This is a genomic window from Acidovorax sp. NN32, assembly GCF_057597245.1.
Map to the genome: position 1 here is coordinate 4,228,701 of NZ_CP199679.1, position 11,753 is coordinate 4,240,453.

General features: G+C 66.1%; 12 protein-coding genes. 8 read left to right on the forward strand and 4 right to left on the reverse strand.

The annotated features are described in order from the left end of the window. Positions 1–6: 6 nt before the first annotated feature. From ACT89O_RS19460 to ACT89O_RS19470, 3 genes are all read right to left on the reverse strand, one after another. Positions 7–471, reverse strand: a complete 465-nt coding sequence (locus tag ACT89O_RS19460; protein ID WP_056066019.1) for a MaoC family dehydratase — start codon at positions 469–471, stop codon at positions 7–9. Positions 472–567: 96 nt separating this feature from the next. After that, positions 568–1,188 carry a nucleotide-binding protein gene (locus ACT89O_RS19465; RefSeq protein WP_487260905.1) on the reverse strand — a complete coding sequence of 207 codons (621 nt, stop codon included), beginning with the start codon at positions 1,186–1,188 and terminating at the stop codon, positions 568–570. A 108-nt stretch (positions 1,189–1,296) separates the two neighbouring features. Further along, complete coding sequence (locus tag ACT89O_RS19470; RefSeq protein ID WP_487260906.1) at positions 1,297–1,935, reverse strand: LysE family translocator; 639 nt, start codon at positions 1,933–1,935, stop codon at positions 1,297–1,299. Positions 1,936–2,189: 254 nt separating this feature from the next. Here ACT89O_RS19470 and kefC point away from each other — a divergent pair, with 254 nt between their 5' ends. Beyond that, the gene (kefC, locus tag ACT89O_RS19475; RefSeq protein WP_487260907.1) at positions 2,190–4,088 is read left to right on the forward strand and encodes a glutathione-regulated potassium-efflux system protein KefC; all 1,899 of its coding nucleotides are present in this window, start codon (positions 2,190–2,192) and stop codon (positions 4,086–4,088) included. A 180-nt stretch (positions 4,089–4,268) separates the two neighbouring features. Here the strand turns inward: kefC and ACT89O_RS19480 are convergent, their stop codons facing one another. Beyond that, positions 4,269–4,607 carry a hypothetical protein gene (locus tag ACT89O_RS19480; protein WP_487260908.1) on the reverse strand — a complete coding sequence of 113 codons (339 nt, stop codon included), beginning with the start codon at positions 4,605–4,607 and terminating at the stop codon, positions 4,269–4,271. Between the two features lie 393 nt (positions 4,608–5,000). On the opposite strand from ACT89O_RS19480, the gene ACT89O_RS19485 reads away from it, so the two are divergent. From ACT89O_RS19485 to ACT89O_RS19515, 7 genes are all read left to right on the forward strand, one after another. After that, positions 5,001–7,160, forward strand: a complete 2,160-nt coding sequence (locus ACT89O_RS19485; RefSeq protein ID WP_487260909.1) for a TonB-dependent siderophore receptor — start codon at positions 5,001–5,003, stop codon at positions 7,158–7,160. 30 nt (positions 7,161–7,190) lie between these two features. Further along, positions 7,191–8,339 (forward strand): PepSY-associated TM helix domain-containing protein, encoded by a 1,149-nt coding sequence (locus ACT89O_RS19490; protein WP_487260910.1) that lies wholly within the window; start codon positions 7,191–7,193, stop codon positions 8,337–8,339. A 43-nt stretch (positions 8,340–8,382) separates the two neighbouring features. Then, positions 8,383–9,237, forward strand: a complete 855-nt coding sequence (locus ACT89O_RS19495) for a hypothetical protein (protein ID WP_487260911.1) — start codon at positions 8,383–8,385, stop codon at positions 9,235–9,237. Beyond that, positions 9,234–9,608, forward strand: coding sequence for a hypothetical protein (locus ACT89O_RS19500; RefSeq protein WP_487260912.1), 375 nt, complete (start codon positions 9,234–9,236; stop codon positions 9,606–9,608). The genes ACT89O_RS19495 and ACT89O_RS19500 overlap by 4 nt, the downstream gene beginning before the upstream one ends. A gap of 172 nt (positions 9,609–9,780) precedes the next feature. Next, positions 9,781–10,425, forward strand: coding sequence for a trimeric intracellular cation channel family protein (locus ACT89O_RS19505; RefSeq protein ID WP_055398569.1), 645 nt, complete (start codon positions 9,781–9,783; stop codon positions 10,423–10,425). Positions 10,426–10,530: 105 nt separating this feature from the next. Continuing rightward, on the forward strand, positions 10,531–11,223 hold the full coding sequence (locus tag ACT89O_RS19510; RefSeq protein WP_487260913.1) for a transglutaminase-like domain-containing protein: 693 nt from the start codon (positions 10,531–10,533) through the stop codon (positions 11,221–11,223). Further along, complete coding sequence (locus ACT89O_RS19515) at positions 11,220–11,663, forward strand: PaaI family thioesterase (protein WP_487260914.1); 444 nt, start codon at positions 11,220–11,222, stop codon at positions 11,661–11,663. Before ACT89O_RS19510 ends, ACT89O_RS19515 begins: the two co-directional genes overlap by 4 nt. Positions 11,664–11,753 lie beyond the last annotated feature (90 nt).

Consider the following 11,753-nt stretch of genomic DNA (forward strand, 5'->3'; position numbering starts at 1 on the left):
CCAGGCTCAGGCCGGGGCGCCGAAATTGCGCGCCAAAGACTCGGCCACGCACACCGGCTTGTCGCTGCCCTCGCGCTCCACGGTCACCAGCCAGGTCATCTGCATACCATCGGGCGCTACCGGCTCGGCAGCCTGCAAGGTCAGGCGTGCGCGCAGGCGGCTGCCCACCGGCACCGGTGCCGTGAAGCGCACCTTGTTGAGCCCGTAGTTCACGCCCATGCGCGCGCCCTCGATGGTCAGGCCCGTCTCGAAAAACTGCGGGATCAGCGACAGCGTGAGAAACCCATGCGCAATGGGCGCGCCAAACGGCCCGGCCTTGGCACGCTCGGGGTCCACATGGATCCACTGGTGGTCGCCCGTGGCCTGGGCAAACAGGTTGACCTGTTCCTGCGTGATGGTGATCCAGTCGGTCACGGCGACCTCCTGGCCCACGCAGGCGCTGACTTCGGAATAAGAGCGGAAGATTTTCATCGTCGCAATGTAGCCCCGCACCCAGGCGCGCCTTGTCTGCCGGGTGACAGGTGTTTTCCCGAGGGGCTGGTTGTACGTTCTGCTTCACGCTGTCCTTCAAGAATTGAGCCATGCACAGATGCCCGGCCACTGCTCCAGGTCGCGCGCCACGCGGCCGGGCGCCACGTCAAACAGCGTGAGGCCATGCGCCGCCAGGTGGATGTAGTTCTGCGTATCGCGCAGGTAGCCCAGCACCGGGAAGCCCAGGCTGTCCACAAAATGGTGCAGCTGCTCGGCGGCTTTGGTGCGGGCGTCCACGCGCATGCCCACAATGCCGATCTGCACCCCTTCAGCGCGGCGGTGCTCGGCCAGCTGGTCCAGAAAACTGCGCGTGGCAAAGATGTCGAACACGCTGGGCTGCAGCGGCACGATGATCTTGTCGGCCAGCTTGAGCACATCGTTCAGCCGCCAGCCGTGCAGCCCGGCAGGGGTGTCGAGCACCGCGTGCGTGGTGCCCTTGGGCGGGCGGCTGATCACGTCCGAGCTGATGCCATCCCAGGCGCCAATGGGGCGCGCGGCAGGCGGGCGCAGACCCAGCCAGAGCTTGGCGGATTCCTGCCGGTCGGTGTCGCCCAGAATCACGGGATGCCCCTGGCTGGCGTAGTAGCCCGCGATGTTGCTGGACAGTGTGGACTTGCCCACACCACCCTTCGGGTTGGCGACAACAACTACTGGCATGACAACCTCCTTGGAATCTGCGTATCCATGAAAAACCAAGCCAAATCAGCCTCTAGCGCTTTATAGGCATGCGCAAGCAGCTATTAAAATCAAAGCAAAACCATCCTATCAAGCCTGCTGCCCGCCGCGCTTGACGAAGAACAGCCCGGCGCCCACCGCCATCAGCAAGCCGCCAAACACACGGTTTTGCACCCGCACCGCACGCGCGCTGCGCATCAGGCGGCGCAGCGCGCTGGCCCCCGCAGCGTAGCCGTGCATCACCACCACGTCCACCGTCACCGTGGTGGCTGCCATCACCACCAGCTGCGTCCACAGTGGGCGCGTGTCGGTCATGAACTGAGGTAGCACCGCCACCATGAAGATGATGCCCTTGGGGTTGGTGGCGTTGGTCAAAAAACCCGTGAGGCAGCGTTTTTGCCAGGTGCCGGCCGACTCTGCTTCATCGCCCTGCACCGGCGATTTGTCCCCGGCACGCCACTGCGCAAAGCCCACATAGATCAGATAGCAGGCGCCCAGCACTTTCACCACGCTGAAAGCCACCTCGGACGCCAGCAGCAGCGAACCCACGCCCGCCCCGGCAATCAGCAAAATCAGCAACAGGCCCAGCTGCAGGCCCAGGATGGTGGCGCCCGTCTTGCGCACGCCGTACGACAGCCCATGGCTCATCGACAACACGGCCCCCGAACCCGGCGACACCGCAATCAGGCACGATGCCGCAAAAAAAGCCAGCCAAGTCTGAAAGTCCATGAATCACCAAGCCCGTGTGCGAAGAAGGGCGAGCATCTTAACAACGCCCCCGTGTCGCTGCCATGATCTGGATAAAAATGCCTGCTAGCGCTTGACCATAAAGCGCTACCAGCTATCAAAATAGAAGCATTTCAATGGCATGCCACGCGCACCCCCGCATCGCTACGGCAATGCCAGAATCCTGACACGCCCACGCCCGCCCGTCCGCACCCCTGCGACGCCCCTCCCAACGCCACCACTATTGCCGCGCCTCCATGGAACACGCCCCCACCTGGCTCACCTACGGTTTCCTGTACCTCACCGCCGCCGTGCTGGCCGTGCCCATTGCCAAGGCGCTGGGCCTGGGCGCCATCATTGGCTACCTGGCGGCGGGCATCGCCATCGGGCCCTGGGGCCTGGGGCTGGTCAGCAACGTGCAGGACATCCTGCACTTTGCCGAATTCGGCGTGGTGCTCATGCTCTTCCTGGTCGGGCTGGAGCTGCAACCCAGCCGCCTGTGGGCGCTGCGCCGCCCCATCTTTGGCACCGGCACCGCCCAGGTGCTGGGCTGCGCAGCTGTGCTGTTTGCGCTGGGTGCGCTGGCTGGCCTGCCCTGGCGCGTGAGCCTGGTGGGCGCTTTAGGCCTGGCGCTGTCGTCCACGGCGATTGCGCTGCAGGTGCTGGCCGAGCGCAACCTCATGCGCACGCAAAGCGGGCAGGCGGGATTTTCCATCCTGCTGTTCCAGGACGTGGCGGCCATTCCCATCCTGGCCCTGCTGCCCGTGCTGGGCGCAGCCGCCGGCGAAGGCGCGGGCCACACGCCAGGCGAGATGGTGCTGGAGGTGCTGAAGATCGTCGGCGTGATCGCCGCCATCATCCTCGGCGGGCGCCTGCTGCTGCGCCCCGTGCTGCGCTGGATCGCCAAGAGCAACACCCCCGAGATCTTCACGGCCGCCGCGCTGCTGCTGGTGGTGGGCATCGCCTACCTGATGGTGCTGGTGGGCCTGTCGATGGCGCTGGGCGCCTTTCTCGCCGGCGTGCTGCTGGCCGACAGTGAATACCGCCGCGAGCTGGAGGCTGACATTGAGCCCTTCAAGGGCCTGCTGCTCGGGCTGTTCTTCATCGCCGTGGGCATGAGCATCGACTTCGGCGTGATCCTGCGCTCGCCCGGCCTCATGGCCGCCATCCTGGTCGGCTTTCTGGCGGCCAAGGCCGTGGTGATCTACACGCTGGCCAAGATCGTCGGCATCCCCTACCAGGAGCGGCCGGTGTTCACCCTGCTGCTGGCCCAGGGCGGCGAGTTTGCTTTTGTGGTGTTCCAGGCCGCAGCCGGTGCCAGCGTGTTCCCGGCCGAGACTGCCTCGCTGCTGATCGGGGCCGTGGCGCTGTCGATGCTGATCAGCCCGCTGCTGCTGGTGCTGCTGGACCGTGTGCTGCTGCGCCGCTATGCCCAGCTCAAGACCGCCACGCCCCAGGCCGAAGAAATTTCCGAACCCCAAGAGGCGCCCATCATCATCGCGGGCTTCGGCCGCTACGGGCAGATCGTCTCGCGCGTGCTGCTGGCCCAGGGCATCCCCACCACCGTGCTCGACCACAGCGTGGACATGCTGGAAGTGGCGCGCACCTTCGGCTACCGCGTGTTCTACGGCGACGCCACGCGGCTCGACCTGCTGCGCATCGCCGGGGCCGAACATGCGCGCATCCTTGTCATTGCCGTGGACGATGCGGATCAATCCCTCAAGATCGCCAAGCTCGCGCGCGAGCACTTCCCGCACCTGCAAATCGTGGCTCGCGCGCGCGATGTGACGCACTGGAACAAGCTGCGCGACCTGGGCGTGACCCTGGTCCAGCGCGAGCTGTTCGAGTCCAGCCTGCAAAGCGCCCACACCGTGCTGGAGCTGATGGGCCTGCCCCCCGCGCAGGCCACCGCCATCACCCAGCGCTTTCGCACCCACAACATCGCCCTGGCCGACCGCATGTACCCGCACCACAAGGACCGCGCCAAGTTCATCGCCGTGGCGCGAGAAGGGCGCAACCAGTTTGCGGAGCAGATGGCGCGGGAGCGGCAGGAAAGTGCGGCGTTGAATGCGGCGGGAGGGGCGTACCCAGGGTATGGCGGGGCGGAGGGGGCCGAGGATGGGGAGGGGGCTACCTCTATCCAAAAAATGGATTAAAAATAGCTTCCTCCTCTCGACCATCATGACTTTTTGCTATACATTTAATAGCAAAAACCTCGCGCGGTGCGGAGGGCTCCACCTAGATGTCAAGCACCGCAAAATTTGCTTCTGCGGCATGTCGCAACTTCCGCTATGGGCCTAAAGCTGCCGTTCGCTCTTGCTCAAATCAGACACTCTTCATCCTTCAACTGCAGGACGACGCAGCAGTTGAACGAATATGGCCCAACCCAACCCGGTCGAGGCGAAACCGAACAGGACCCCGGCTGCGTTGTAGCCTGCACCCAAGGCCATGACGGCGAACAAGGACATGAACGCCAGCTTCAGCCAGGGAAGCGTGATGAGCGTTCTCCTGAAGCCAAAGGCGGCCAGCAACGCAGACCCAAACATAGGCCCGTATGCAATAGCTCCGTAAGCCAATTCACTGGGAGTCCATAACTGCGCCGGAGCAGACACGAAACTCAGATAGAGAAAAAACGCACCCACTAGCGTGCACACTGCAGCGAATAGCTCTTTCATCCAATCCTCCAAATGGCACGCTCAAGCAACCTGGAAGTACGGAGTTCAGTGCCCGCTCCTGGCCGAAGGCAGAAGTCTAGCCTCGGAGTTCAGATTGGGCTCCTGGCGGGGCCGCGTGCTGCTACATGGATTGCAACTTCGTTTCAACGATACGTTTCGCGTTGTCCCGAGATAGCCCAAACAGTCCCAGTTTTCGCGCCGCATGGCGGTGGTGGTTATCTCAACTCCCTCAAGAAGGTACTGCGGCTTCTCGCACTCCAGTCATTTCATTGCAGAATTTCAAACGATAACCATTCGCATTATAATTCATCACTTTCTCGCCAGCCAACGTCCCCTGCCACGTGAGCCAGCGCCCCCAGCGTTTGTTGTCCGCTCACCTCCATCGGGACCCCCATGTCTTCTCAGCCCCTGCGCCTCGCGCACGCCCCGCGCTTGCCATCCGTCCGCGCGGCCACTCTTTTCACCCTGACCCCGCTGGCCCTGTGCCTCGCCCAAGCAGCTATCGCACAGCAGTCCAGCACACCGGCAGCAGACGCGACAACAGGCGCGCCCCAGCTGCAAGAAGTCCGCATCAACGCCAGCACTGAAAAAGACATGGGTTTTGCGCCCGTGGAGGCACAGACCGCCAGCAAGGCGCCCATGCGGCGGTTGGAAACGCCGCAGTCCGTCAGCGTGGTCACGCGTGAGCAAATGGAATCCCGGCAGATCACCAACGTGCAGCAAGCGCTGCAGACCGTGGCGGGGGTAAGCCCGGTCAACTTTGGGCGCCGGGGGTTTGACGACATCAATATCCGTGGCTTTCGCTCCACCGAATCCATCCTAGTCGATGGCCTGGTGCAGAGCCCGGGCATGTGGGCCAAGCTGCAGCCCTATGGCTACGAGCGCTTCGAGGTGCTCAAGGGCTCGGCGTCGGTGCTGTATGGCCAGGTGCAGCCCGGCGGCATTGTCAATGCGGTGAGCAAGCGGCCCAAGAAGGAAGCGATCAACGAGGTGGGCGTGGAGGTGGGCAGTTTCGGCCAGCGCACGCTGCAGGCCGACATCAACCGACCACTGTCCGAATCGGGCAAGTCGGCGCTGCGCATCAATGCGCATGTCTCCAACGTGGACGACCCCACACAGTTCGTCTACCGCAAGGACCGGTGGTTCGCGCCATCGCTCTCCATCGACCTGGGCCCGCAGACCGACCTGGTGCTGTTTGCCACCTACAGCCAGAGCCAATGGATGCGCCAGCAGGGCATCACGCCCTATGGCACGCTGCTACCCAACCGCAACGGCACGTTGCCCGTCACGATGTTCACGGGCGACCCAAGTTTTGGCGGGTATGACGTAGAGAGCAAAACCGTGGGCTACTCGCTGGAGCACAAGATGTCGGAGGCCATGACCTTCCGCCAGAACGTGCGCTACGAGACCGAGAAGGGCACAGGCAACTTTGTCTCCAACCAGGCGCTGCACGCCAACCAGCGGCTGCAGAACCGCCAGGCCTCGCGCCAGTACATGGACTACGACCTGCTGGCCACCGACACCTCGCTGCTGTCGCGCTTTGAAGCGCTGGGCGTGAAGCATCAGCTGGTGACGGGCCTCGATGCGCGCAGCGGCACCAGTCTGCTGGCCAGCCGCACCTGCCGCATCGGTGCGCTGGACCTGTTTGCACCCGTGTATGGCATGCAGGCCACCTGCCCCGAGGCGCTGACGCAGGATGCGCCCGCCAAACTCACCGTGGCCGGGCTGTATGCGCAGGACCAGATCAAGTTTGGCCAGGGCTGGACGGCCCTGGTGGGCCTGCGCCGCGACTGGTCCACCACCGATACGAACAACCGCGTGGCCAACACGCAGACGCGCCAGAAGGACAACGCCACCACGCTGTCGGCCGGGCTGGTGTACGAGTTCAAGCCCGGCTGGGCCGCGTATGGCAGCTATGGCGAGTCGTTCCTGCCCCAGTCGGGCCTGACGTTTGGCGGATCGACCTTTGTGCCCGAAACCGGCAAGCAGTGGGAGGCGGGCGTGAAGTACGAAGCCCCCGGCGGCCAGGTCACCGGCGCGCTCGCCGTGTTTGACCTCGTGCGCGAGAACGTGACCACGGCCGACCCGGTGAACACGGGCTTCAGCGTGCAGACCGGCGAGCAGCGCGCACGCGGGCTGGAGCTGGAGCTGGGCGCGGACCTGAAGAACGGCTGGAAGCTGACCAGTGCCTACACCTACACGCAGACCAAGGTCACGCGTGACACCAACACTGCCATCGTGGGCAAGCCTCTCAACCTCACGCCACGCCACACGCTCACGGCCTGGGCCACCTACAAGCTGCCGCAATATCAGCGCGTGACGCTGGGCCTGGGCGGGCGGTATGTGAGCGAGCAGATCGGCTCGTACCCGTTCACGCTGCCGTCGTACTTTGTGGCCGATGCGTCCATCAGCTACGTGGGCGACAACTACCGCGTGACGGCAGGCGTGAAGAACGTGTTCAACAAGGCGTATTACGACGGCGCGATCAACGCCAACGTGGTCTCGCCCGCGTTGCCACGCAACTTCAGCCTGGGCGTGACGTACTTCTTCTGACGCAGCGTCCACCCCAGCCGCCCGCACGCCATGACCAGCCAGCGTACGCTCAACCGCCTGTTCACCCTGCACTCTTGGGCAGGCATCGTCACGGGGCTGCTGATGTTCATCGTGTGCTTTTCGGGCGCGGTGGTGGTGTTCAAGCACGAGATCGACCTGTGGGCCAATCCGTCGCTGGCGCAGCTGCCGCGCTCTGACAAGCCTGCGTCGCTCGACGCAGTGCTGACCCAGCTGCACACCCGCTACCCCGGCGCCACGGTGGAGACCATCGCGCTGCCGGATGCCGTCAACCCCAGCTACTTCGCCTTTGTGCGCGAGCGTGGCGCGCCCGCCAACACTCGCACCAAGGTGGCCTTGCGCTCCGACACCGGCACGGTGGTGGGCCCGGTGGACAGCCAGCTCGGCCAGTACCTGCGCATGCTGCATGTGTTCCTGTTCTTCGGGCCGCGGTGGATCGTGGGTTTCCTCGGGGTGGCGATGCTGGTGCTGATTGCCACGGGCATCGTCATCCACCGCAAGATCCTGGCCGAGCTGTTCACCCAGCGCTGGGGTCGCAGCTTCCGCGTGGTGATGTCGGACCTGCACAAGTCTGCGGGCATCTGGGGGCTGGGCTTTCACATCCTGATCGCGGCCACGGGGGCGTGGATGGGACTGGCGCCGCTGTTTGAGCAGGGCTACAAATACGTGACCACCAGCACCGATGCCACCGCCTCCAAGCCAGCGCGCAAGGCGGGCGGTGACGCCACCGAGCCGGTGCCCATGCAATCGCTGGATGCGCTGTACGCCACAGCGCAGCAGGCCGTGCCCGGCCTGGAGGCGCGCTACGTGTCGCTGCGCCGCTGGGGCAGCAGCACGGCCGAGGTGGGTTTCACCGGCAACCTGCGCGATCACCTGGCCAGCACCGCGCGGGTGGACATCCATGCCGCCACGGGCGTGCCGAAGAAGGTGCACGACCCGCGCACGGCGGGCTTCTGGTCGCTGGTCAATGGGCTGATGGAGCCCCTGCACTTTGGCGACTTTGGCGGGCTGGCGCTGAAATGGCTCTATTTCTTTCTGGGCATGACACCCGCGTTTTTGTCGATCTCGGGGACGCTGATCTGGCTGGATGCGCGTCAGCAGCGCAGGCGCGAGGCAGAGGCTGCGCAGGGCGCTGCGGGCGGCATCGCGGCGGCAGGCTGACACCCACCAGCGCCTCTCTCACAGCGTCACAGCTTCGCCCACCATGCAACGTTTCTTTCTGGCACTGCACGCCACCACGCCCGCCGCGCTCATCGTGGCGGTGTTTGTGCACCTGTGGGGGCCTGCGGGTCTGCCCTCGCTGGCGCAGCGGCCCGTGTGGTCGGTGTGGACGCTCATCGGCGTGTGGCTGCTGCTGTCGGCTGCGGCGGCGTGGGCGCTGCGCACGGTGGCGCTGTGGCGCGTCTCGCTGGGTGGCGCAGGCGCGCTGCTGGCCGTGGCTGGTGTGGCCGGGCTGGTGCTGGGCAGTGCCCAAGGACCCGCCATGTTGGTCAGCCTGGTCGCCATGGGGCTGATCTGCGGGGGCATCGCGGTTTTTATCGGGCCCCAGCGGGTGCAGGCGCACCGGCGCAGGGCGTCGCGGTCTGCGGCCGTGGCCCGACCGGGCTCTGCAGTGCACACAACCACCGCCCACCCGCGCTGGCACCCACGCGGTTGGGCCCGCTGGGTGGGGTCAGCCCACTGGCCCTTCTGGCTGACCGGTGTGCTGGCGGTGGAATCCTTCCGCCTAGCCCATATCGTGGCCACCGAACCCGCACGGTCGTCGGGCATGCTGGGCCTGCTGCTCGCCTTCTTCGTGGCCCTGCCCGCTGCCACCTTGCGCCACTGGGCGCCCCGCACCGCCGTGCTGCTGTGGGCACTGGCCGCGTTGGCCTATGGCGGCCTGGCGGCCAAGGCGGGGATGGTGCAGTGGGCCGTGGCGTCGGCGTTGTGTGCCCTGGCTGTGGGTGCACCGCTGCGGTGGCGCGCGCGGCGGGCGCTGCGCCGGCGGCGGGCGGGCCACGGGGCGCCGCACGCGCCCAACCCAGGGCCCGACCGCCACCCGCCGGAGGCTGCATGAACGAACTCATCGGCGCCAGCGCCGCGCTGGCCTCATTGATCGCACTGACCCGCTGGGCGCGCACCGTGCCCACCCGCGCCTGGGGCGACGGCACGCCCCCCGCCACTACGGCATCCCGGCGCGCCTGGGCTGTGGTTGTGGCTACCGTCGTGCTGCAGGCCCTCGCGGCCACCGCTGCGGCGGGGCCGGCGGCGGGGCTGGCGCTGGTGGTGGCGGCCTGGATGGTGCTGGGCTGGCTGCTGGTGCTGGCCATGAACCAATGGCCCGCCAGCAGCCTGCGCTGGGGACACCGCCTGGGCGCACTGGGCGGCACGGGCTGTTTGCTGGCGCTGGCCTGGCAGCTTCTTCGGGCGGGGGGCTTGGTGTCATGAAACACCCCAGTTGCCCAAGAGCAGGGACGTTGGCGGATTGTTTATGAATAAAAACAGGCCCCAGCGCTTGATTAGCAAGCGCTATAAGCTATATTTTCGATAGCAAAAACTTGACAGGCAGCGTGCTGCCAGCCCCTGCCCGCTCCCACAGCGCCACGGCACAATCGCGCCCATGGACCTGCCGCTCGACGCCCCCTGGATTCACACACTGCGCTTCACGCTGGAAGTGGCGGCCACCATCGCGTTTGCCCTGTCGGGCGTGATCATGGCCGCGCGCAAACGGCTCGATGCCGTGGGCGTGTGTGTCGTGGCCTTTGTGGCCGCGTTTGGCGGAGGCACGCTGCGCGACCTGCTGCTGGACCAGCGGCCCTTCTTCTGGATCCGCCACACCGAATTCGTATGGGGCATTCTGGCGCTGTGCATCGGCGCCATGCTGTTCATGCGCCAGCGGCACTTTCAGCCCACCGAGCGCGCCATGCTGCTGCCCGACGCCATTGGCCTGGGCCTGTTTGCCGCCGTGGGCGTGGACATTGCCACCGCCATCGGCATGCCGCCCATCATCAGCGTGATGATGGGTGTGACCACCGGCGTGTTCGGCGGCGTGCTGCGCGATGTGCTGTGCAACGAGGTGCCCCAGGCCTTCAGCGACCATCGGCCCTATGCGCTGTGTGCGTTTGCCGGTGGCTGGGCTGACGTGGCGCTGCGCCAGCTGCAGGCGCCCGACTGGGCACCGCTGTTGGCCTGCGTGCTGCTCACGGCCGGGCTGCGCGGGCTGGCGTTGTGGCGCAACTGGGAGCTGCCCGCTTGGAGGGTGTGATGGGGGCATCGAGCCCCTGCCGCGCCGGGCTGGCGCGCCTGTGACAGCATCGGGTGCCCGGGGCCCGCACACTGGCCTTCGTCCGACTGCAGGAGACACACCACAATGACCACCACACCCACGCCCGCCCACCTGCGTGCCACGGCCCTTATCGACAGCGACGCACCTTCCATCCAGGCCTTTGCCGCCCAACACGCGTGCGGCACCACCGACCGTGACCGTGCCGTGGCCCTGTACCTGGCCGTGCGTGACGGCTTTCGCTACGACCCCTACCGCATCGACCTCTCGCCCCAGGGCATGGCGGCCAGCACCGTGCTGGCCAACGGCCACGGCTGGTGTGTGCCCAAGGCCGCTCTCCTCACCGCCGCATGCCGCGCGGCGGGCATCCCCGCGCGCATGGGCTTTGCCGACGTGCGCAACCACCTCAGCACCGAGCGCATGCGCGAGACGATGAAGACCGACCTTTTCATCTGGCACGGCTACACCGACATCTGGCTGGATGGCGCCTGGCGCAAGGCCACGCCCGCGTTCAACATCGAGCTGTGCGAGCGCTTTGGGCTGCTGCCGCTGGAGTTCGATGGCGAGAACGATTCGATCTACCACCCGTTCGACAAGACCGGCCAGCGCCACATGGAGTACGTACGCCAGCGCGGCGCCTTTGACGACATGCCGCTGGCGCAGATCGTGGCGGACTTTCGCGCGGTGTACAGCGGCTGGCTGCCCGAGGACGGTGCCACCCACAGCAGCCTGCAGGGCGCCAGCTTTGCGCAAGATGTGGAGAAGGAGTCCCGCGCATGAGCAGCCGTGCCGAGATCCCACCGGGCTTTGCGCCACTGCAGTCTGGCGGCCCGTTCATCCAGCACAACGGCCCGCTCTACCTGCGCCACGAAGGCAGCGTGGTGCAGTTCGGCTTTCGCGTGGAGCGCCGCCATGTGAACCCCATGAACAACCTGCACGGCGGCATGATGGCCAGCTTTTGCGACATGCTGCTGCCGCTGTCGGTGCACCGCAAAAGCGACCAGGTGGCCGACCGCTTCCTGCCCACCATCAGCCTGCAGATCGACTACCTGGCCCCTGCCTCGCTGGGCGCCTGGGTGCGGGGCGAGGCCGAACCGCTGCGCGTCACGCGTTCGCTGGTGTTTGCTCAGGGACTGGTGACGGCCGATGGCGTGCCCTGTGCGCGGGTGAGCGGGGTGTTCAAGATCGGGCCTGCGGTGCCCAGCGACGCTGTGGAGTGAGCCCTGTAGGCCCGGCATGGCGGCGCGTAGCAGCACGTCCTTGTGCTGATTGCCCCCTTGTTGCACGACCATGCCGACAGCTCAGCACCA

Bases quoted from the DNA above. Each gene is read 5' to 3' on its own strand.
- ACT89O_RS19460 (WP_056066019.1), bottom strand. From the start codon at position 471: ATGAAAATCTTCCGCTCTTATTCCGAAGTCAGCGCCTGCGTGGGCCAG.
- ACT89O_RS19465 (WP_487260905.1), bottom strand. From the start codon at position 1,188: ATGCCAGTAGTTGTTGTCGCCAACCCGAAGGGTGGTGTGGGCAAGTCC.
- ACT89O_RS19470 (WP_487260906.1), bottom strand. From the start codon at position 1,935: ATGGACTTTCAGACTTGGCTGGCTTTTTTTGCGGCATCGTGCCTGATT.
- kefC (WP_487260907.1), top strand. From the start codon at position 2,190: ATGGAACACGCCCCCACCTGGCTCACCTACGGTTTCCTGTACCTCACC.
- ACT89O_RS19480 (WP_487260908.1), bottom strand. From the start codon at position 4,607: ATGAAAGAGCTATTCGCTGCAGTGTGCACGCTAGTGGGTGCGTTTTTT.
- ACT89O_RS19485 (WP_487260909.1), top strand. From the start codon at position 5,001: ATGTCTTCTCAGCCCCTGCGCCTCGCGCACGCCCCGCGCTTGCCATCC.
- ACT89O_RS19490 (WP_487260910.1), top strand. From the start codon at position 7,191: ATGACCAGCCAGCGTACGCTCAACCGCCTGTTCACCCTGCACTCTTGG.
- ACT89O_RS19495 (WP_487260911.1), top strand. From the start codon at position 8,383: ATGCAACGTTTCTTTCTGGCACTGCACGCCACCACGCCCGCCGCGCTC.
- ACT89O_RS19500 (WP_487260912.1), top strand. From the start codon at position 9,234: ATGAACGAACTCATCGGCGCCAGCGCCGCGCTGGCCTCATTGATCGCA.
- ACT89O_RS19505 (WP_055398569.1), top strand. From the start codon at position 9,781: ATGGACCTGCCGCTCGACGCCCCCTGGATTCACACACTGCGCTTCACG.
- ACT89O_RS19510 (WP_487260913.1), top strand. From the start codon at position 10,531: ATGACCACCACACCCACGCCCGCCCACCTGCGTGCCACGGCCCTTATC.
- ACT89O_RS19515 (WP_487260914.1), top strand. From the start codon at position 11,220: ATGAGCAGCCGTGCCGAGATCCCACCGGGCTTTGCGCCACTGCAGTCT.